Here is a 20,929-nt window from a genome sequence, read left to right on the forward strand (position 1 = left end):
TCACCGTTTGCTTTTGATGATGGTGCCCAGGCCTTGCAGATAGGCCACCAGCGCGTCCATTTCAGTCTTGCCCTTCACGGCATCCTTGGCACCGGCGATGTCTTCGTCGGTGTAAGGCACGCCCAGGGTGCGCAAGACTTCCATTTTCTTGGCGGTGTCTTTGCCGTCGAGCTTGTTTTCTACGAGGAACGGGTAGGCCGGCATTTTCGACTCAGGCACTACGTTGCGCGGGTTGTACAAGTGCGCACGCTGCCAGTCATCGGAGTAGCGGCCGCCAACGCGGGCCAGGTCCGGACCGGTACGCTTGGAGCCCCACAGGAACGGGTGGTCCCAGACGCTTTCACCGGCGACCGAGTAGTGACCGTAGCGTTCGGTTTCGGCGCGGAACGGACGGATCATCTGCGAGTGGCAGCCGACACAGCCGTTGGCGATGTAGACGTCGCGACCTTCCAGTTCAAGGGCGGTGCGCGGCTTCATGCCTTCGACCGGCTTGTTGGTCACGTCCTGGAAAAACAGCGGAACGATCTGGGTCAGGCCGCCGATGCTCACGGCAATGACCATGAAGAAGGCCAGCAGGCCGATATTCTTCTCTACTGCTTCGTGCTTCATCAGTGAGCTCCAACTACGGCGATCTTGGCGGCGGCTTCAGCTTCAGCCGGGTCAGAGGCACGAACGGTGCGATACACGTTGTAGGCCATGAACAGCATGCCACTGGCGAAGAACGCGCCGCCCAAGGCACGCACGATGAAACCAGGGTGGCTGGCTTGCAGCGCTTCGACGAACGAGTAGGTCAGGGTGCCGTCGTCGTTGATTGCACGCCACATCAGGCCCTGGGTGATGCCGTTGACCCACATCGAGGCGATGTAGAGCACGGTACCGATGGTCGCGAGCCAGAAGTGCGCGTTGATCAGGCTGGTGCTGTGCATCTGCGCACGACCGAACAGTTTCGGGATCATGTGGTAGATGGCGCCGATGGAAATCATCGCTACCCAGCCGAGCGCGCCGGCGTGTACGTGGCCGATGGTCCAGTCGGTGTAGTGGCTCAGGGAGTTGACGGTCTTGATGGCCATCATCGGGCCTTCGAAGGTCGACATGCCGTAGAACGCCAGGGAAACGACCAAGAAGCGCAGGATCGGGTCGGTGCGCAGCTTATGCCAGGCGCCCGACAGGGTCATCATGCCGTTGATCATGCCGCCCCAGCTTGGTGCCAGCAGGATGATCGACATCGCCATGCCCAGGGACTGTGCCCAATCCGGCAGCGCGGTGTAGTGCAAGTGGTGCGGACCGGCCCAGATGTACAGGGTGATCAGCGCCCAGAAGTGGACGATGGACAGGCGATAGGAATAGATCGGACGCTCGGCCTGTTTCGGCACGAAGTAGTACATCATCCCCAGGAAACCGGTGGTCAGGAAGAAACCCACGGCGTTGTGGCCGTACCACCACTGGATCATCGCGTCGGTGGCACCCGAGTAGGCCGAGTACGACTTGAAGAAGCTGACCGGCAGGGAGGCGTGGTTGACGATGTGCAGCATGGCCGTCACGAGGATGAAGGCGCCGTAGAACCAGTTACCGACATAAATGTGCTTGGTGTTGCGCTTGACGATGGTGCCGAAGAACACCAGCGCGTAGGTCACCCAGACAATGGCCAGCAGAATAGCCAGGGGCCATTCCAGCTCCGCGTATTCCTTGGTGGTGGTGTAACCCAGCGGCAAGGTCACGATCGCGCCGACGATGACCGCTTGCCAACCCCAGAAGGTGAAGGCGGCGAGGCTGTCGGAGATCAGTCGTGTTTGGCAGGTTCGCTGCACGACGTAGTAAGAAGTGGCAAACAACGCACAACCACCGAAGGCGAAAATCACCAGGTTGGTGTGCAGCGGGCGCAGGCGTCCAAATGTCGTCCATGGCAGATCGAAGTTCAACTCCGGCCAGACCAGTTGCGAGGCGATGAAGACACCGAGCCCCATGCCAAGGATCCCCCAGACCACCGTCATGATGGCGAACTGGCGGACTACCTTATAGTTATAAGCAGTCGGACTGATTGCTGTGCTCATTCTAAGGTTCCACGGTTTGGGTGTTTTATTAGGATAAAAATCGGTCGCAAGTATGGAGAAAGCGGGGGGTCATTGCAACGCGCCATGACCTGGGTCAATGCTTTCCAAAGCTGATTCTGCGGCCTTTCCATGTTCCGTGTAGGGACAAAATTGGCCCCCGGCAAAATGTCGCAACGAAGGAAAGAGGCGAGGGGGTCGGGTCGGTTGTAACGGGGTGTGTTCAAACACTGCGTTCGGGTGATGTCAGGCAATTGTCGCAACAGCCGGTATTCACCGGCTCTTACGGCCTTTTTTTTGTCGAACGATTGTCGAACACATCGGGTCGGGTCGACCTGAAACCGGCAGTCGCCAGTGCACACAGAGGCAAGCGTAGACCCGATTGTGGTGAACCGAAAGGTGCGAGAGGAGAGGGTGCGACAAAAAGAAGCAGCTGCAGGTTTTAAGCTGCAAGCTTCAAGTGGATACTCGTCGCTTGCAGCTTTTGCTTTTGCCTTTACTTGTAGCTCACAGCTTGCGGCTTGGCGCTCAACTGCTCATTACTCTTCGAAAGGCTGTACACGTAAGCAGCAAGCAGTTGCACCTTGTCATTGCCGAGCAGTTCATTCTGCGCGGGCATCTGGCCTTGGCGGCCATGGCGAATGGTCTGCTGCAGTTGCGCCAGGCTGGTGCCGTAGATGAAACCGGCCGGTTGCGTCAGGTTTGGCGCGCCCATGGCTTCGGTGCCCTGGCCGTTGGCGCCGTGGCAGGCGACGCAGGTGGTGCTGAACGCCTGCTGGCCGGCTTGCAGGTCGGCACCGCTGTCTGCTGGCAGAGGCAGGCCGGCCAGGTCATGGCGTACATACGCGGCCACGTTCTTGACCCCGGCGTCCCCCAGCACTTCGCCCCAGGCTGGCATCGCGGCCATGCGGCCGCCCATGATGGTGGCCTTGATGGTGTCGGCGGAGCCGCCCCAGCGCCAGTTGGTGTCGGCCAGGTTCGGGAAGCCGAAGGCGCCCTTGGCGTCCGAGCCGTGGCAGACCGAGCAGTTGGAGGCGAACAAGCGGCCGCCCATCTTTAACGCTTGTGGATCCTTGGCGACTTCTGCCACTGGCATGGCGGCGAATTTGGCGAAGATCGGCCCGAACTTGGCGTCGGCCTTGGCCATTTCCTTCTCCCATTCATGGGCGCCGGTCCAGCCATTTTCGTAGCCGGGCAGGATGCCTTTCCAGTTGCCCAGGCCCGGATAGAGGACCAGGTAGCCGACGGAAAACACCAAGGTGCCGGCGAACAACAGGAACCACCACTGTGGCAGCGGGTTGTCGTATTCCTCGATGCCGTCGAAGCTGTGGCCCATGGTCTGATCGACGCTGCCCTTGGTCTCGCCCTTGCGGGTGCCGATCAGCAGCCAGGTCAGGCCGATCAGGCTGCCGATGGTCAGTACGCAGATCCATGTACTCCAGAAGGTGGTCATGGCCGGGTGCTCCTTGTTGCAGGGTCTTGAGGGTTGGCGATGTCGGCGGGTGGCTCGTCGGCGAACGGCAGCAGGCGGGCTTCGGCGAATTCCGGGCTGCGTTTGCTGCTGAATACCCACAGGGTCAGGCCGATGAAGGCCACGAACACCACCACCGTGCCCAGGCCGCGGATCATTCCAGTGCTCATTTCAAGAAACATGGCGATTACCTCTTGCTCTTGATGGCAGTGCCGAGCACTTGCAGGTAGGCCACCAAGGCGTCCATTTCGGTTTTGCCCTTGAGCGAGGCCACGCTGCCTGCGATATCGTCATCGGTGTAAGGCACGCCGAGGGTGCGCATGGCGCGCAGCTTCGTTTCGGTGTGGCTGCTGTCCACCGCTTGGGTCACCAACCATGGGTAGGCCGGCATTTTCGACTCGGGCACTACGTTGCGCGGGTTGTACAAGTGGGCGCGATGCCAATCATCGGAGTAGCGCGCGCCGACCCGTGCCAGGTCCGGACCGGTACGCTTGGAACCCCACAGGAACGGGTGATCCCAGACGCTTTCACCGGCCACCGAATAGTGGCCGTAGCGTTCGGTCTCGGCGCGGAACGGACGGATCATCTGCGAATGGCAACCGACGCAGCCTTCGCGGATGTAGATGTCGCGGCCTTCCAGTTGCAGGGCGGTGTAGGGCTTCATGCCGTCCACCGGTTTATTGGTCACGTCCTGGAAGAACAGCGGCACGATCTGGGTCAGGCCGCCGATGCTCACGGCCAGGACCATCAACAGCATCAACAGGCCGACGTTTTTTTCGATTGTTTCGTGTTTCATGGTGGACTCCTCAGGCCATCTGCGCGGCAGCGGCGGCTTCGGCAGGCTGATAGGCCCGCACGGTGCGCCAGGTGTTGTAGGCCATCAGCAGCATGCCGAGGAGGAAGATCGACCCGCCCGCCAGCCGCACGACGAAGCCGGGGTGGCTGGCCACCAGGGTTTCGACGAAGGAATAGGTGAGCGTGCCGTCCTCGTTCACCGCACGCCACATCAGGCCCTGGGCGATGCCGTTGACCCACATCGAGGCGATGTAGAGCACAGTGCCGATGGTTGCGAGCCAGAAGTGCGCGTTGATCAGGCCGATGCTGTGCATCTGTGGCCGGCCGAAGACTTTCGGGATCATGTGATACAGCGCACCGATGGAAATCATCGCCACCCAGCCGAGGGCGCCTGCGTGTACGTGGCCGATGGTCCAGTCGGTGTAGTGGGAGAGGGCGTTGACGGTCTTGATCGCCATCATCGGACCTTCAAAGGTCGACATGCCGTAGAACGCCAGGGAAACCACCAAAAAGCGCAGGATCGGGTCGCTGCGCAACTTATGCCAGGCGCCCGACAGGGTCATCATGCCGTTGATCATGCCGCCCCAGCTTGGCGCCAGCAGGATCAGTGACATCACCATGCCCAGCGACTGCGCCCAGTCCGGCAGCGCGGTGTAGTGCAGGTGGTGCGGGCCGGCCCAGATGTACAGGGTGATCAGCGCCCAGAAGTGCACGATGGACAGGCGATAGGAATACACCGGGCGCTCGGCCTGTTTCGGCACGAAGTAGTACATCATCCCCAAAAAGCCCGCAGTGAGGAAAAAGCCTACGGCGTTGTGGCCGTACCACCATTGCACCATCGCATCGGTGGCCCCGGCGTACACCGAGTAGGATTTGGTGAAACTCACCGGCAGTTCCAGGTTGTTGACGATGTGCAGGATCGCCACGGTCAGGATGAACGCGCCGAAGAACCAGTTACCGACGTAGATGTGCTTGGTGTTGCGCTTGGCCACGGTGCCGAAGAACACGATGGCGTAGGCGACCCAGACAATGGTGATCAGGATGTCGATCGGCCATTCCAGCTCGGCGTATTCCTTGGAACTGGTGTAGCCCAGTGGCAGGCTAATGGCCGCCAGCAGGATCACCGTTTGCCAGCCCCAGAAGCAGAACGCAGCGATTTTCGGCGCGAACAGCTGGGTTTGGCAGGTGCGCTGCACCGAATAGAACGAACTGGCGAACAGGGCGCAGCCGCCGAAGGCGAAGATCACCGCGTTGGTGTGCAGCGGGCGCAGGCGGCCGAAGCTGGTCCACGGCAAATCGAAGTTGAGCTGTGGCCAGACCAATTGGGCAGCGAGAAAAACCCCGAGCCCCATGCCGACGATGCCCCATACCACCGTCATAATGGCGAATTGGCGGACCACCTTGTAGTTGTAGGCGGTACTGATAGATGTGTTCATGGTTCCCCATCCACGGTTCAGCCGAAGTGAATACCTGCGCAAGGCAGCGCTGCATCCTTCGCCTGGAGTTATAGGCAGACTAAAAGCGAGGTAAGCATGGACAAACAGCACAAGGCCAGTATTGACGGGGATCAATGGGCGCGGTGTGTGGCCGAACATGGCTGGCTGTGGACGGGGGCGCAACCGGGCGTCAGCGCCGAGCCGCCGACCCTGATCCTGGCCCACGGCGCCGGTGCACCAATGGACAGCGGGTTCATGAACGACATGGCCGCGCGCCTTGCCGCGCATGGCGTCAACGTGTTGCGCTTCGAGTTTCCCTACATGGCCCAGCGGCGTCAGGATGGTGGTAAGCGTCCACCAAACCCTGCACCCAAACTGCTGGAATGCTGGCGTGAGGTCTACGCCACGGTGCGGCCTTATGTCGCTGGGCGGCTGGCCGTTGGTGGCAAGTCCATGGGCGGGCGCATGGCGAGTCTGCTGGCCGATGAGTTGGGCGCTGACGCGTTGGTGTGCCTGGGGTATCCCTTTTATGCGGTGGGCAAACCGGAGAAACCGCGGGTCGAGCACCTGGCGGCACTGAAGACCCGCACCTTGATCGTCCAGGGCGAGCGCGATGCATTGGGCAGTCGTGAGGCGGTGCAGGGCTATGCCTTGTCACCGAGCATCGAGGTGTTGTGGCTGGTGGCGGGGGATCATGATTTGAAACCGTTAAAGGCTTCGGGGTTTAGTCATGAACAGCATCTGGAGGCTGCGGCGCAGAGAGTGGCCGGGTTTCTTCTTCAGAAGTGATAGTGGTTGTCCCGGCCTCTTCGCGAGCAAGCCCGCTCCCACATTTTGGAATGCATTCGCATGAACAACTGCAATCCCTTGTGGGAACGGGCTTGCTCGCGAAGACGGTTTGTCGTGCGACGTCACTTTTGAGTTGGCAATAAAAAAACCGGGAAACATCACTTCCCCGGTTTTTATGAAGCAGACATCTGTCAGCGGTTAAACCGCTCCACCAGCGAATACTGTGTGTTAGCCGTACGGGTCAGTTCTTCGCTGAGCAGCGCCGAGCTTTGGGCTTGGCCCGAGGTCTGGTCGGCCAGTTCCGAGATGTTGCTGATGTTGCGGCTGATTTCTTCGGCCACTGCGCTTTGTTCCTCGGTGGCGGCCGCGATCTGGGTGGTCATGTCGGTGATGTTGGCCACCGCTTCGCTGATCCCCACCAGCGCCTGGTCCGCTTCCATCACCCGCGCCACGCCTTCTTCGGCCTGACGGTGGCCGGCGTCCATGATGTGCACGGCGTTGGTGGCGGTCTGCTGGAGTTTGGCAATCAGGGCGTGGATCTGCCCGGTGGATTCGCTGGTCCGTTGCGCCAGTTGCCGTACTTCGTCGGCCACTACGGCAAAGCCGCGGCCCATCTCCCCGGCACGGGCCGCTTCGATGGCGGCGTTGAGGGCCAGCAGGTTGGTCTGGTCGGCGATACCTTTGATCACGTCCACCACGCCACCGATCTCGTCGCTGTCCTTGGCCAGTTGGGTCACGGTCTGCCCGGTTTCACCCACCACGACCGACAGGCGCTCGATGGCTTCGCGGGTTTCTCCGGCGATGTCGCGGCCGCGACGGGTCAGGCGATTGGCTTCCTGAGTGGCATCGGCGGTGCGTTGCACGTGGCTGGCGACTTCCTGGGTTGTCGCGGCCATCTGATTGACCGCAGTGGCGACCTGTTCGGTTTCCACCCGCTGGCGCTCCAGACCGCTGGAGCTGCTGTGGGCCAGGGTGCTGGACTGGCGCGCCTGATCGTTGAGGTGTTCGGCGGTGTCCTGCAGACGGGTCAGGCAGGTTTTCAGGCGAGCTTCCTGGCTGAGGATCGACATCTCCAGGCGCGCCTGGGCACCACGGCTGTCGGTGTACATCTGGGCGATCAGCGGGTCGGAAGTGGTTTGCCCGGCCAGGCGCAGCAGGCGTTTGAGCCCGCGTTGCTGCCATTGCAGGCCCATCAGCCCCAAGGGCACCGACAACGCGGCGGCCAGGGCAAAGCCCCAGGAGGAATTGAGGAACGCGCCCACGACGAAGCTCAATTGGCTGACCAGGATAAACGGCAGCCAGTCCTGCAGTATCGGCACCCATTTATCGCTGCTCGGGACTGCGGACTTGCCCCGGTTGATGCGTTGATAGAGTGCTTCGGCCCGGGCAATCTGCTCGGCGGTGGGTTTGACCCGCACCGATTCGTAGCCGACTACCTGGTTGCCTTCGAATACGGGCGTGACGTAGGCGTTGACCCAGTAATGGTCACCGCTCTTGCAGCGATTCTTGACGATGCCCATCCATGGCAAGCCTTGTTTCAGCGTGTCCCACATGTGCGCGAACACGGCTGGCGGGACATCGGGATGACGCACCAGGTTGTGAGGCGAACGGATCAGTTCTTCCTTCGAAAACCCGCTGATCTCAACGAACGCGTCATTGCAGTAGGTGATCACACCCTTGGTATCGGTGGTGGAGATCAATCGTTGCTGGGCCGCAAAGGTCCTTTCACGTTGTGTTACGGGTTGGTTGTTACGCATGGTGTGTAGATCCGCAAGGCTTTGAAAGGTTGTCGGCGCCGTCAGGTTTTAATTGAAGTTATTTTTACCTGTCGCTATCACGCCAGCATCGGGTAGGTAAATAGGGCGAAATGAAGCAGATTGAGGCCGAAATGGGTGGCAATCGCCGCGCCCAGGCCGCCAAAACGATACGCCAGACCGTAACCGACACCCGCCAGGCCCGACAGCAGCACCCATTGCCAACCCGCACCAGCATGCACCAAGCCAAACAGCAACGAGGCCAGGAGCAACGCCAGATTGTCGCCGTAGCTCAGATGTTTGAAGCGCCGGCTCAGGCCTCCCTGAATGTAGCCGCGAAACAGCGCTTCCTCCACCAGCGTCACCAACAAAAGGTTATTGAATACCCACAGCCAGGCGTGGTCCGGCCACTTCGGGGCCCATTGGATCATGCCTAGCAGGATCGCCCCACCGAGGGCCATGACCGCGCTCAGGGCCAGGCCCATGGCCGTGGCATAGACCGACAGGCGCAACGAGCGCCGGCCGATAATCCATGGGCAGACCAGCAGTAGCCAGAAGCCGATCAGCGGCTTGTCCTGGTTCAAGTACATGGCAAACGGCGCGGCATCATCGGTGAAGCGTTGCGCCGCAATCGCCCGTCCATTGAAAAAGCCCGGCATCCAGTGCAGGGCCAGCGCCAGGGCCAGCACCACGAACAGAACGTGCCCGAGAAACTGGCCGATGGGCATCTGCCGTTGGCGAACCGCATACCCGGCGAACAGCAGCAACGCGACCGAGATGACAGCGGTCCAGGCCAGATGGCCGTAGGCCAGAGCCAAGCCATAGCCGATAGAAAGAAAGGCCAGGTACGGCCAGGGTAGGGCGGGCATATCACATCCTTGAGCCTGAGTAGAACTGTTGTGGCGAGGGGGGCTAGCAGGGGCCGGCGGGATTATAGGCAGGCTGAAACAAAAACACCGCCGATAAGTGGCGGTGTTTTCGTAGGACGGGTCTTTTTAAGCTGCAATCAATTGCCGTAGGACATAGTGAAGGATTCCTCCGGCCTTGAAATACTCCACTTCATTCAAGGTGTCGATCCGACATAACACTTCAATCCGCTCCTGGCGGCCGTCCTCGCGGGTGATGAGCAGTGGCAGGTTCATGCGCGGCCTCAGTTCGACGTCGCTCAGCCCCAGGATGTCCAGGGTTTCCTTGCCAGTGAGGTTCAGGCTCTTGCGATTCTGGTCGAGCTTGAATTGCAATGGCAGTACGCCCATGCCCACCAGGTTGGAGCGATGGATACGCTCGAAGCTTTCAGCGATTACCGCCTTGACCCCCAGCAGGTTCGTGCCCTTGGCTGCCCAATCCCGACTCGACCCGGTGCCGTATTCCTGCCCGGCGATCACCACCAGCGGCGTGCCCGAGGCCTGATACAACATGGCAGCGTCATAGATCGGCATTCTTTCACCGCTGGGGATGTAGATCGTATTGCCGCCTTCTTCGCCGCCAAGCATTTCGTTGCGAATGCGGATGTTGGCAAAGGTGCCGCGCATCATCACCTGATGGTTACCGCGTCTTGAACCGTAGGAGTTGAAGTCCCGTGGCGCCACGCCCTGTTCGCGCAGGTAGCGGCCGGCCGGGCTGTCAGTCTTGATGTTGCCGGCCGGGGAAATGTGGTCGGTGGTCACCGAGTCTCCCAGCAGGGCCAGGACCCGGGCGCCCTCGACGTTTTTGACGGCCGGTGGCGGTCCGGCAATGTCGTCGAAGAACGGCGGATGCTGGATGTAGGTCGAGTCCGGTTGCCAGACGTAAGTTGCCGCCTGGGGCACCTCGATGGCTTGCCATTGCTCATCACCGGCAAACACGGCGGCGTATTCCTTGTGGAACATGCTGGTGTTCACTTTGGCCACGGCGTCGGCCACTTCCTGACTGCTGGGCCAGATGTCCCGCAGGTACACCGGGTTGCCGTCTCGGTCATTTCCCAGCGGCTCGCTGCTGATGTCGATGCGCACGGTGCCGGCCAAGGCATAGGCCACCACCAGCGGTGGTGAAGCCAGCCAGTTGGTCTTCACCAGCGGGTGCACCCGGCCTTCGAAGTTACGGTTGCCCGACAGCACCGATGCCACCGTCAGGTCGACGGCCTGGATGGCTTTTTCGATCGGCTCCGGCAACGGTCCGGAGTTACCGATGCACGTCGTGCAACCGTAACCGACCAGGGCGAAGCCCAGTTTGTCCAGGTATTCGGTCAGCCCCGCGGCCTTGTAGTAATCGGTGACCACCTTGGAGCCCGGCGCCAGGGAACTCTTGACCCAAGGCTTGCGGGTCAGGCCTTTTTCCACGGCTTTTTTCGCCAGCAACCCGGCGGCCATCATCACGCTGGGGTTGGAGGTATTGGTGCAGGAAGTAATGGCCGCAATCACCACCGCGCCGTTCTTCAGGCGATGGGTGTGGCCTTCGAACTCGTACTCGGTTTCGCCCACCTGATCGGCGTTGCCCACTGCGACGCCACCGCCGCCTTCGCTTTCCAGGCGGCCTTCTTCTTTGCTGGTAGGTTTGAGTTGCAGCCCCAGGAAGTCACTGAAGGCCTGGCCGACATTAGGCAGCGAGACACGGTCCTGAGGTCGTTTAGGTCCGGCGAGGCTGGCTTCGACGCTGCTCATGTCCAACGCCAGGGTGTCGGTGAACACCGGTTCCTGGCCGGGCAATCGCCACAGGCCCTGGGCCTTGCAATAGGCTTCTACCAATTTCACGGTTTCCGTCGGGCGACCCGACAGACGCAGGTAGTCCAGGGTCACGTCGTCCACCGGGAAGAAACCACAGGTGGCACCGTATTCGGGGGCCATGTTGGCGATGGTGGCGCGGTCGGCCAGGGGCAGGTCGGCGAGACCGTCGCCATAAAACTCGACGAATTTCCCCACCACGCCTTTCTTACGCAGCATTTGCGTAACCGTCAGCACCAGGTCGGTGGCGGTGATGCCTTCGCGCAGCTTGCCGGTGAGTTTGAAACCGATGACCTCGGGGATCAGCATCGACACGGGCTGGCCGAGCATCGCCGCTTCCGCCTCGATGCCGCCGACGCCCCAGCCAAGCACGCCGAGGCCGTTGATCATGGTGGTGTGGGAGTCGGTACCCACCAAGGTGTCCGGGAATGCATAAGTGCGGTCGTCTTCCTCCGTGGTCCACACGGTGCGGCCCAGGTACTCGAGGTTGACCTGGTGGCAGATGCCGGTGCCCGGCGGCACCACGCTGAAGTTGTCGAAGGCGCTCTGGCCCCAGCGCAGGAAGGCGTAGCGTTCACCGTTGCGCTGCATTTCGATGTCGACGTTCTGCTCGAACGCCTGGCTGGTAGCGAATTTGTCCACCATCACCGAATGGTCGATCACCAGGTCCACCGGCGACAGCGGGTTGATCCGCTGGGGATCGCCGCCGGCCTTTTCCACGGCGGCGCGCATGGCGGCCAGGTCGACCACGGCCGGGACGCCAGTAAAGTCCTGCATCAACACCCGGGCCGGGCGGTATTGAATCTCTCGGTCGGAGCGACGCTCCTTCAGCCAGCCGGCCAGGGCCTTGAGATCGGTGCCGGTGACAGTTTTTTCATCTTCCCAGCGCAGCAGGTTTTCCAGCAGCACTTTGAGGGACATTGGCAGTTTATCCAGGTCGCCCAGGCTTCGGGCGGCGTCCGGCAGGCTGAAATAGTGGTAGGTTCTGGCGTCGACTTGCAGTGTTTTCAGGGTTTTCAGGCTATCGAGGGACGGCATTGAAATGACTCCTTTGAGTCCGCACGGCTACGGACTGACGGGACGGACAGAGCCTGTAACCTAGCCCTGTTTTGAGCTTATGACTAATCACGGGACACCAAGGGCAGGTCCGGGGTTCCGAACTCCGCTATCATGCGCCGGTTTTCGTGACAGGCTTTGCTACGGAGTTTCAATGAACACGCTTTTCATGCACTGCCGACCGGGCTTCGAAGGCGAGGTCTGTTCCGAGATCGCCGAACACGCCGCACGGCTCAACGTGGCCGGCTACGCCAAGGCCAAACCGGCCAGTGCCTGCGCCGAATTTGTCTGCACCGAAGACGACGGCGCCGAACGGTTGATGCGCGGCCAGCGTTTTGCCGAGCTGATTTTTCCGCGCCAGTGGGCGCGCGGCACCTTCATTGACTTGCCGGAAACCGACCGTATCAGTGTCATTCTGGCCCACATGGCGCAGTTCCCGACCTGCGGCAGTCTGTGGCTGGAAGTGGTGGACACCAACGACGGCAAAGAGCTGTCGAACTTCTGCAAAAAATTCGAAGGGCCGCTGCGCAAGGCGCTGACCGGTGCCGGCAAGCTGGTGGACGACCCGCGCAAGCCGCGTCTGCTGCTGACCTTCAAGAGCGGCCGCGAAGTGTTTCTGGGCTTGGCGCAGGCTGACAATTCGGCAATGTGGCCGATGGGCATTCCACGCCTGAAGTTCCCTCGGCAAGCGCCTAGCCGGTCCACCCTCAAGCTCGAAGAGGCCTGGCACCACTTCATTCCCCGAGACCAGTGGGACGAGCGCCTGCACAGCGACATGACCGGCGTGGACCTCGGCGCCGCTCCGGGCGGCTGGACCTGGCAACTGGTCAACCGCGGGATGTTGGTGACCGCCATCGACAACGGCCCGATGGCCGAAAGCCTGATGGACACCGGCCTGGTGCAACACCTGATGGCGGACGGCTTTACCTTCAAGCCCAAGCAACCGGTGGATTGGATGGTCTGCGACATCGTTGAGAAACCGGCGCGCAACGCCGCGATGCTGGAAGAGTGGATCGGCGAGGGGCACTGTCGCGAGGCGGTGGTCAATCTCAAGCTGCCGATGAAGCAGCGTTATGCCGAAGTCAAACGCCTGCTCGAACGCATCGCCGACGGCTTCAAGGCCCGTGGCATCAAGGTCGAGATCGGCTGCAAGCAGCTGTACCACGACCGCGAAGAAGTGACTTGCCATTTGCGGCGGCTGGATAGCAAAAAGCCCAAGTCCCGCTAGCCAGCTAAAGGCAATGAAGTCCTTGTGGGAGCGGGCTTGCTCGCGAAAGCGGTGTATCAGTCAACACTTGAATAACAGACAGATCGCCTTCGCGAGCAAGCCCGCTCCCACAGGGTACAGTGTCAGCCAGAGGTGACCGAACGCCGGCATTGCGCGACAATGCCGGCCAGTTTCAGGAGTAGAACATGAGTGAAATAAACGACACGCCCGTCGACGGCACGCTCGACGCCACCGGCCTCAATTGCCCGGAACCGGTGATGATGCTGCACCAGCACATCCGTGACCTGGCGCCCGGCGGGCTGCTGAAGGTGATTGCCACCGACCCCTCGACCCGCCGCGACATCCCCAAGTTCTGTGTGTTTCTCGACCACGAACTGGTGGCCCAGGACGAGGTGGATGGCACCTACCGCTACTGGATCCGCAAGAAACTCGCTTAACCCGTCGCGCGGCTGATGCGGATCTGCTTGCGTGCGCTGCGTGTCAGTCGGATCGACAGCATCAGCGCCGCGCAGCTCAAGCCCACGATCAGGCCCTGCCACAACCCGCTCGGGCCGCTGGCCGCGCCGAGCCAGTTGGTCAGGCCCAAGGCGTAACCCACCGGCAAGCCGATGCCCCAGTAAGCGAACAGCGTCAGGATCATCGTCACCCGGGTGTCCTGATAGCCGCGCAACGCGCCCGCCGCCGTGACCTGGATCGCATCGGAAAACTGAAACAGCGCCGCATACACGATCAGCATCGACGCCACTTCGATCACCACCGGGTCGGCGGTATAGATCGCGGCAATTGGCCCGCGCAGGCCGAACATCAGGCTCGCCGACAGGCAGGCGTACGCCAGGGCCGTGCCCATGCCAACCCCGGCCGCGAAGCGCGCTTCGCGAGGCTGGCCACGTCCCAGGGTTTGGCCGACCCGCACCGTCACGGCCATGCCCAGGGAGTAGGGGATCATGAACACCAGGGAACTGAAGTTCAGCGCGATCTGGTGCCCGGCCACGACGGTGGCGCCGAGGCTGCCGATCAGCAGCGCAATCACCGCAAAAATGCTCGACTCGGCAAACACGGCGATGCCAATCGGCAGGCCGATGCCCAGCAGGCGCTTGATGACCGCCCATTGTGGCCAGTCGAAACGGCCGAACAACCGACTCGACTGATAGACCGGTGCCCACCGGGCCCAACCGGCCATGCCCAGGGCCATGACCCACATCACGATGGCCGTGGCCCAGCCGCAACCGACGCCGCCCATGGCTGGCACGCCGAGGTGCCCGTAAATGAAGATGTAATTGAGCGGAATGTTCAGCGCCAGCCCGCATAACCCCAGCACCATCGCCGGACGTGTACGACCCAGGCCGTCGCTGAAGCAGCGCAGCACGTGATACAGCGCCACCGCTGGCAGGCCTGTGCCAATGCCTCGCAGGTATTCCATGCACGGGCCGATCAGTTCGGGGTCGACCTTCATGATGTGCAGAATCGGCTCGGCACTGAACAGCGCCAGCGTCGCGATCAATCCCACCACCAGGGCCAGCCACAGTGCCTGACGCACCAGTGGGCCGATCTCATCAAACGTACCGGCACCAAAGCGCTGGGCGACTTTCGGGGTGGTGGCCAGTAGCGTGCCGGTCATCAGCAGGAACACCGGCACCCAAATCGAGTTGCCCAATGCCACCGCCGCCAGGTCCCGTGGGCCGACACGACCCGCCATCACCGCATCGACGAAGCCCATGGCGGTGGTCGCCAGTTGCGCCACCATGATCGGCAATGCCAGGGTCAGCAGCGTTCTGAGCTCCAGTCGAACCCGGGCTGGGCGGGAGAGGGCGGCGGGGTTGTCGATCACAGGATTCACAGGGCAAGCGTCCGAAAAGAATAAGCGCAAGGCGGCGCATTCTACGCCTTGACGCAATGGTCAGGAAAAAACCTGTGTTGGGGATTTGTAATCGCCACCTGCTCCCTCGCCACAATATACGTTCACTGAAGTAATGCGCTGGCCCATCGAGGCGAGGAACGCCTACACTGCCAACCCCGCCAAAGGAGCTCTGCCATGCTGATCGTCGCTGACGAAAACATTCCTCTGCTTGATGCGTTTTTCCAAGGTTTCGGTGAGATTCGCCGGGTACCGGGGCGGGGCATCGACCGGGCGATGGTCGAGCAGGCCGACGTGCTGCTGGTGCGCTCCGTCAGCCAGGTCAACCGGGCGCTGTTGGAAGGCAGCAACGTGCGCTTCGTCGGCACTTGCACCATCGGCACCGATCACCTGGACCTGGATTATTTCGCCGAGGCCGGCATCCGCTGGGCCAGTGCGCCGGGCTGCAATGCCCGTGGCGTGGTGGATTATGTGCTGGGCAGCCTGATGACCCTGGCTGAAATCGAAGGCGCGGACCTTAAGCAGCGCACTTACGGCGTGGTCGGTGCCGGTCAGGTGGGCGGGCGGTTGATCGAGGTGCTCAAGGGGCTTGGCTGGGCGGTGAAAGTCTGTGATCCGCCTCGTCAGGCTGATGAGGGGGGTGACTACGTGAGCCTGGAGCAGATCATTGAACAGTGCGATGTAATCAGCCTTCATACCCCCCTGACTCGCGATGGCGAGCAACCGACCTGGCACCTGTTCGACGAAGATCGCCTGAACCGGCTCAAGCCCGGTACCTGGCTGATCAACGCTGCCCGTGGGCCGGTGATCGATAACGCGGCGCTGCGCGAAGTGTTGCTGGAACGCGAAGACCTGCAAGCGGTGCTGGATGTCTGGGAGCAGGAACCAACCGTGGACGTGGACCTGGCCGATCTGTGCGTGATCGCCACCCCGCACATCGCCGGCTACAGCCTTGATGGTCGCCAGCGCGGCACGGCGCAAATCTACGAAGCCCTGTGTGCGTTCCTCGAACAACCGGTTCAAGTCAGCCTGAGCGACTTGCTGCCTCGGCCCTGGCTGGGCGGCATTACCCTGGACGCCGAAACCGACCCGGCCTGGGCCCTGGCGGCGCTGTGCCGTGGCGTGTACGACCCACGCCGCGACGATGCGGACTTTCGCCGCAGCCTGGTGGGAACGGTCAGCGAGCAACGCAGCGCTTTCGATGCCCTGCGCAAACACTATCCACCGCGCCGGGAGATCGACGGCTTGAGCGTTCGTATCGACGGGCAGTCCCCGGCCTTGCAACAGATCGTGACGGCACTGGGCTGTGGGAGCAGAGCTTGCTCGCGATGAACGATGACGCGGTCAGGAGACCGAGGTGCCTGCATCGCGGGTAAGCCTTGCTCCCACAGCCTTGGTCCCACAAAGCGGGGATAAATCCCCTCGCCACAGCTTTGTGTCAGGCCAAAGGTCAATGGCAGCCTTGTTCTTTCAGACATAAAAAACCCGACATCAAGGTCGGGTTCAATTGAAGACGGGCTGTATCACTCTTGTTCGGCAGGTTTGACCAGTCGTTTTTCCAGCTCGCTGCAGGCTTTCTGGATCATGTCTTCAGTGATCGGCACTTCGCGCCCTTGGGCATCGATGAACGAGCACCCCAGAGACTGGTCCGGTTGCGTGCGGATCACTTGAATCTTGTCGTCGCTGCTGTGTTGCAAGGACATGGCCTGTCTCCTCATCAGGTTGTGTACCTACTTTAGTATCGCCAAGTGACCGAGCCATGACACTCCGTGTAGGTTCTTGGCGACAGCTCCACTCAACCAGAAACAATGATGCGTTTCCAGTCAGACTTTAGATCGATAACATCTAGCCGCTAGTCGCTGCGGTCATATTTAACCTGACTCATTCTGATTCAAGTGGGTTGCGCTTCGTTTCGGTGCCCTGGTCAGCCCTTTTCCTGTTGTTTTTTTGGATGCTACTGATGCTTTCTTCCCAACAACGGCGGGCCATACGCCTGGCCAGCGGCTTCATCGCCCCTTATCGCAAGCAGGTTGTCGGCGCTTTAATGGCGCTGATTGTCACCGCCGCAATCACCCTGTCCATGGGGCAAGGCATCCGGTTGTTGGTGGACGAGGGCTTCATGACCCGCTCACCGCATCTGCTCAATCAGTCCATCGCCCTGTTCATGGTGCTGGTGGTGGGGCTGGCGATTGGTACCTTTGCCCGTTTCTACCTGGTGTCATGGATCGGCGAGCGGGTGGTCGCCGATATCCGGCGGCAGGTCTTCAACCATTTGGTGTACTTGCACCCCGGGTTCTATGAAAACAACCGCAGCTCGGAGATCCAGTCGCGCCTGACCGCCGATACAACCTTGTTGCAGTCGGTGATCGGTTCGTCGCTGTCGCTGTTCTTGCGCAACGTTTTGATGGTGGTCGGCGGCATTGTATTGCTGTTCATTACCAACCCCAAACTCACCAGCATCGTGGTAATCGCCCTGCCGCTGGTGTTGGCACCGATCCTGGTGTTCGGACGTCGGGTGCGCGGCCTGTCGCGCCAGAGCCAGGACCGCATTGCTGATGTGGGCAGTTACGTCTCAGAAACCCTCGGCCAGATCAAAACCGTGCAGGCCTACAACCATCAGGTCCAGGATGAGCAGCGTTTTGCCGTCACCGTGGAGCAGGCCTTCGACACCGCCCGCAAGCGCATCGCCCAGCGCGCCTGGCTGATCACCCTGGTGATCGTGCTGGTGCTGGGGGCAGTGGGGGTGATGCTCTGGGTGGGCGGCATGGATGTGATCGCCGGGCGGATTTCCAGCGGTGAGTTGGCGGCTTTCGTGTTCTACAGCCTGATCGTCGGCAGCGCCTTCGGCACCTTGAGCGAGGTGATCGGTGAACTGCAACGGGCCGCCGGTGCGGCCGAGCGCATTGCCGAGTTGCTGCGCTCGGAAAACATCATCCAGCCGCCGGCCTCAGGTCTCGTTACGTTGCCTGCGCGGGTTCGGGGCGATTTGCGCCTCGAAGGCGTGCGCTTTTCCTACCCGTCCCGGCCAGACAGCTATGCGGTCGACGGCCTGGACCTGACCATCAACGCTGGCGAAACCCTTGCTCTTGTCGGGCCGTCCGGTGCTGGCAAATCAACGGTGTATGACCTGCTGTTGCGTTTCTACGACCCGGTGCAAGGGCAGATTCTCATTGACGATGTGCCACTGACCCAACTCGATCCGCTGGACCTGCGCCGCCATTTCGCCCTGGTTTCGCAAAACCCGGCGCTGTTTTTTGGCACGGTCGAGGAAAACATCCGCTACGGCAACCCCGAAGCGACGTCCGAGCAGGTGCGTGAAGCGGCGCAGATCGCCCACGCCCACGACTTCATCGAAAAAATGCCCGACGGCTACCAGACCCACCTGGGCGACGGCGGCCAGGGGCTATCCGGCGGCCAGCGCCAACGCCTGGCCATCGCCCGGGCGTTGTTGGTGGACGCCCCGATCCTGCTGCTGGACGAAGCCACCAGCGCCCTCGACGCGCAAAGCGAACACCTGATCCAGCAAGCCTTGCCCAGCCTGATGAAAAACCGCACCACGCTGGTCATCGCTCACCGCCTGGCCACGGTGAAAAACGCCGACCGGATCGCGGTGATGGACCAGGGCAAAGTGGTTGCCGTAGGCACCCACCAGGAACTGGTCGCCAGCAATGCGCTGTATGCGCGGCTGGCGGCGTTGCAGTTCAATACGGGCCGGGAGCTGGCAACCGACTAAGAACCGCGCCCACAAGGTCCAGCAACCGACCAGGTAACCGACCAAAAAAATGCCCGTATCTTTCGATACGGGCATTTTTTTTGCTTTTCAGGAACAGCTTGCCGCTTGAAGCTTAAAGCTCGCCGCTGGCCCATTTACTGATCATCAAAATACCGCTCATGCCAGTCCACCAGCGGTTGCGGTGAGTTAAGTTTCTGGCCGTAGATCACCGAGTACGACAACACGTTCTGCACGTATTGGCGGGTTTCATCGAATGGGATGCTTTCGACCCAGACGTCGAAGCTCAGGTGGTCGGCACCGCGCAGCCACTGGCGTACGCGACCCGGGCCGGCGTTGTAGGCGGCGGAGGCGAGGACGCGGTTGCCGTTGAATTGGCTGTGGACCTGGCTCAGGTAAGCCGCGCCAAGCTGGATGTTCTTGTCCGGGTTTAGCACTTGCTGCGGCGAGGCCAGGGGAATGCTGAATTTGCGCGCGGTTTCCTTTGCGGTGCCGGGCATCAACTGCATCAGGCCAGCGGCGCCGACGCCGGAGCGGGCGTCGTCCATGAAAGCACTTTCCTGGCGAGTGATGGCGAACACCCAGCTCGAATGCAGGCCACGAACCTTGGCTTCACGCACCAGCGTTTCCCGGTGGGCCATTGGGAAGCGGATGTCCAGGTCATCCCAGTACTTGGCCTGGCTGATGGTGCGGATGGCTGGAAAATACCACTTCAGGTCATAGGCCAGCTTCGCCTGGGCAACCATTTCGTCCCGGTTGAAATGGCGGCTGACGTGATACCACTCGCGGCGGCCATCGACGATGTCGCCGCGGGCATGAAATTCCAGCGCCCGACGCACACCCGGCGTGTTGCGTACCTTGTTGATCAGCGCCTGGCTCATCACCAGTGGTTTGTTAACCAGCGAATACGGTGACTGGGAGCGGTCGGCGGCCAGGAAACCATAGAAGTCCCGCTCGCGGGCCAGTTGCTTGTAAAGCGTCAGCGCCTCGGGGTTCTGCGGTTGTGCCAGCTCCAGGGTGCGGGCTTGCCAGTAGCGCCAGCGGTTGGTATCGGCCAGCGACTCGGGCAGGCGACGGGTCAACTGATAGGCGTCGTCCCAGCGCGCCAGGCGCAGCAGCAGGCGCAAACGCCATTCCGAAACGGTGTCGTCCCGCAGTTCCGGGTCATATTTTGTCATTACGTCCAAGGCGCGGCTGTCAAAGCGCTTGGCCAGGGTCAGGCCGATTTCCCGGGCAATGGCGACTTTTTCATCCCGGGAGAAATGCATGGTGCTGGCGTAGCCGTCCAGCATCGCCATGGCTTTGTCCGGATCCTGCCGGGCCAGACGCCGCAGGCCAAGGCTGACGATATCGGACATCGGCTCATCGGCCGGGGTAAAGCGCGACGGCTGGTTGAGCAGTTCAGGCTTTTGCGCGACGTCCACCAGCAATTTGCCGCGCGGGGCGAGGGTGGTCAGACCGCTGACCAGACTGTTGGCCAGCGGATAATTACGGGCCTGGGCGGCCAGCTTGGTCCGCTCCCAGCGTTTTTGTTCGGTCAACTGACCTTGGGCAGCCCACAGGCCGAACAACGCATCGCAGGCCTGTGGCTGGGATTTACCGGTGAGCCACAGCTTTTCGGTGTTGGCGTAGCCTTCGGCCTTCAAGCCATGGTTGAGCTGGTACTGAGCGTTGAGGCAGTCCAGCTCGGTGAAATTGAGCTTGGGATCGTAATACTTGACGAAAGTCTCCCAATCGCCACGCTCGGTCAGCCAGCGCAACCAGCGTAGCTTCATCCAGTTGGCTTGGGGCAGGTCACCGTGCTCGGCGAGGAATTGCTCGATCTCGACGTTGCTGGCGCTCTTGAGGCGGGCAGTCAGCTCGTCGTAGGCCAGGTACGGCTCCAGCGGATAATCGTGCAGGGCCTGGCTGTAGCGAAAATAAGGGCCGGAATCACCCTTGGCCAAGGCACGCTTGGCCTCATCGTAATACTGGCGCTGGGTGGAGATATCCACCGCCTGGGCGGATTGAACGGCAGTGGCACACACGAAAAGACAAGACAAAACACTAAAAAGGCGACTGCGCATGA

General features: G+C 61.4%; 17 protein-coding genes. 5 read left to right on the forward strand and 12 right to left on the reverse strand.

From position 1 onward, the window contains the following. The 6 genes from ccoO (ACA047_RS10110) to ccoN (ACA047_RS10135) all read right to left on the reverse strand — a co-directional run bounded on the left by ccoO (ACA047_RS10110) (position 1) and on the right by ccoN (ACA047_RS10135) (position 5,750). On the reverse strand, positions 1-609 hold the full coding sequence (gene ccoO, locus ACA047_RS10110) for a cytochrome-c oxidase, cbb3-type subunit II (RefSeq protein WP_009042961.1): 609 nt from the start codon (positions 607-609) through the stop codon (positions 1-3). Next, positions 609-2,051: a cytochrome-c oxidase, cbb3-type subunit I gene (ccoN, locus tag ACA047_RS10115; RefSeq protein ID WP_497358906.1), complete on the reverse strand. Its 1,443-nt coding sequence runs from the start codon at positions 2,049-2,051 to the stop codon at positions 609-611. The genes ccoO (ACA047_RS10110) and ccoN (ACA047_RS10115) overlap by 1 nt, the downstream gene beginning before the upstream one ends. A gap of 493 nt (positions 2,052-2,544) precedes the next feature. Beyond that, positions 2,545-3,501: a cytochrome-c oxidase, cbb3-type subunit III gene (ccoP, locus tag ACA047_RS10120; RefSeq protein WP_497358908.1), complete on the reverse strand. Its 957-nt coding sequence runs from the start codon at positions 3,499-3,501 to the stop codon at positions 2,545-2,547. After that, positions 3,498-3,701 carry a cbb3-type cytochrome oxidase subunit 3 gene (locus ACA047_RS10125; protein WP_092403069.1) on the reverse strand — a complete coding sequence of 68 codons (204 nt, stop codon included), beginning with the start codon at positions 3,699-3,701 and terminating at the stop codon, positions 3,498-3,500. Before ACA047_RS10125 ends, ccoP begins: the two co-directional genes overlap by 4 nt. Before the next feature lie 5 nt (positions 3,702-3,706). Continuing rightward, a complete protein-coding gene (gene ccoO / locus ACA047_RS10130) occupies positions 3,707-4,315 on the reverse strand; it encodes a cytochrome-c oxidase, cbb3-type subunit II (RefSeq protein WP_024777895.1) in 609 nt (202 codons plus the stop codon). Between the two features lie 10 nt (positions 4,316-4,325). Continuing rightward, positions 4,326-5,750, reverse strand: a complete 1,425-nt coding sequence (gene ccoN / locus ACA047_RS10135; RefSeq protein ID WP_497358911.1) for a cytochrome-c oxidase, cbb3-type subunit I — start codon at positions 5,748-5,750, stop codon at positions 4,326-4,328. Positions 5,751-5,846: 96 nt separating this feature from the next. On the opposite strand from ccoN (ACA047_RS10135), the gene ACA047_RS10140 reads away from it, so the two are divergent. Further along, positions 5,847-6,539, forward strand: a complete 693-nt coding sequence (locus ACA047_RS10140; RefSeq protein WP_497358913.1) for an alpha/beta family hydrolase — start codon at positions 5,847-5,849, stop codon at positions 6,537-6,539. Positions 6,540-6,730: 191 nt separating this feature from the next. Here the strand turns inward: ACA047_RS10140 and ACA047_RS10145 are convergent, their stop codons facing one another. From ACA047_RS10145 to acnA, 3 genes are all read right to left on the reverse strand, one after another. Continuing rightward, positions 6,731-8,296, reverse strand: a complete 1,566-nt coding sequence (locus ACA047_RS10145) for a methyl-accepting chemotaxis protein (RefSeq protein ID WP_497358915.1) — start codon at positions 8,294-8,296, stop codon at positions 6,731-6,733. Positions 8,297-8,373: 77 nt separating this feature from the next. Next, the gene (locus ACA047_RS10150) at positions 8,374-9,162 is read right to left on the reverse strand and encodes a CPBP family intramembrane glutamic endopeptidase (protein WP_497358917.1); all 789 of its coding nucleotides are present in this window, start codon (positions 9,160-9,162) and stop codon (positions 8,374-8,376) included. A gap of 126 nt (positions 9,163-9,288) precedes the next feature. Then, positions 9,289-12,030, reverse strand: coding sequence for an aconitate hydratase AcnA (gene acnA, locus ACA047_RS10155; protein ID WP_497358919.1), 2,742 nt, complete (start codon positions 12,028-12,030; stop codon positions 9,289-9,291). A 172-nt stretch (positions 12,031-12,202) separates the two neighbouring features. On the opposite strand from acnA, the gene rlmM reads away from it, so the two are divergent. Further along, a complete protein-coding gene (rlmM, locus tag ACA047_RS10160; RefSeq protein WP_497358921.1) occupies positions 12,203-13,276 on the forward strand; it encodes a 23S rRNA (cytidine(2498)-2'-O)-methyltransferase RlmM in 1,074 nt (357 codons plus the stop codon). A gap of 185 nt (positions 13,277-13,461) precedes the next feature. Further along, entirely contained in the window at positions 13,462-13,713 is a 252-nt protein-coding gene (gene tusA / locus ACA047_RS10165) for a sulfurtransferase TusA (RefSeq protein ID WP_497358923.1), read from the forward strand. Here the strand turns inward: tusA and ACA047_RS10170 are convergent. Next, the gene (locus ACA047_RS10170) at positions 13,710-15,113 is read right to left on the reverse strand and encodes an MATE family efflux transporter (RefSeq protein WP_497358925.1); all 1,404 of its coding nucleotides are present in this window, start codon (positions 15,111-15,113) and stop codon (positions 13,710-13,712) included. The two genes, tusA and ACA047_RS10170, sit on opposite strands and share 4 nt — an antisense overlap. A 195-nt stretch (positions 15,114-15,308) precedes the next feature. On the opposite strand from ACA047_RS10170, the gene pdxB reads away from it, so the two are divergent. Then, positions 15,309-16,463, forward strand: coding sequence for a 4-phosphoerythronate dehydrogenase PdxB (gene pdxB, locus ACA047_RS10175; protein WP_497358927.1), 1,155 nt, complete (start codon positions 15,309-15,311; stop codon positions 16,461-16,463). Between the two features lie 191 nt (positions 16,464-16,654). On the opposite strand, the gene ACA047_RS10180 is transcribed toward pdxB, so the two are convergent. Then, positions 16,655-16,834, reverse strand: a complete 180-nt coding sequence (locus ACA047_RS10180; RefSeq protein ID WP_497358929.1) for a PA1571 family protein — start codon at positions 16,832-16,834, stop codon at positions 16,655-16,657. A 248-nt stretch (positions 16,835-17,082) separates the two neighbouring features. On the opposite strand from ACA047_RS10180, the gene ACA047_RS10185 reads away from it, so the two are divergent. Next, positions 17,083-18,864, forward strand: a complete 1,782-nt coding sequence (locus tag ACA047_RS10185) for an ABC transporter transmembrane domain-containing protein (RefSeq protein ID WP_497358931.1) — start codon at positions 17,083-17,085, stop codon at positions 18,862-18,864. Positions 18,865-18,998: 134 nt separating this feature from the next. On the opposite strand, the gene ACA047_RS10190 is transcribed toward ACA047_RS10185, so the two are convergent. Then, positions 18,999-20,927, reverse strand: coding sequence for a transglycosylase SLT domain-containing protein (locus ACA047_RS10190; RefSeq protein WP_497358933.1), 1,929 nt, complete (start codon positions 20,925-20,927; stop codon positions 18,999-19,001). Positions 20,928-20,929 lie beyond the last annotated feature (2 nt).

Source organism: Pseudomonas sp. LBUM1664 (assembly GCF_059695895.1).